This window comes from Maritalea porphyrae (assembly GCF_027213965.1).
In the GTDB taxonomy this organism is placed as follows: Bacteria; Pseudomonadota; Alphaproteobacteria; order Rhizobiales; family Devosiaceae; genus Maritalea; species Maritalea porphyrae_A.
Genome location: NZ_JAPWGX010000047.1, coordinates 1 through 264 on the forward strand (window position 1 = coordinate 1; position 264 = coordinate 264).

1 protein-coding gene is annotated in these 264 nt (G+C 41.7%); it reads right to left on the reverse strand.

What is annotated here, in order from left to right:
* The coding region (locus tag O4H47_RS18220; RefSeq protein WP_419719646.1) for a class I adenylate cyclase at positions 1 to 254 on the reverse strand (254 nt) is incomplete at its 3' end.
* Positions 255 to 264 lie beyond the last annotated feature (10 nt).

Here is a 264-nt window from a genome sequence, read left to right on the forward strand (position 1 = left end):
CGAGATAGTTTTTCATGGGTTTTGAGATAGAAACAGCGACGCACTAAATCCAAACGTGTATCGTCTTGAATTCGCTCTAAGTAACGGGTTACTTTTTCCAACATTAAGTAGTACGCATCCATGCCATAGAGATCAGGCTCATGGGCAAAGAAACGACGTTTAGTGTCGATGCTTAACAATTGAGTATGCGGGTATTCCCACGAGTAAGCTTCTAGCAAGATGGCTTTTAATACCGATTTGTAGGGAGAGTCGATGCTTTTGTAT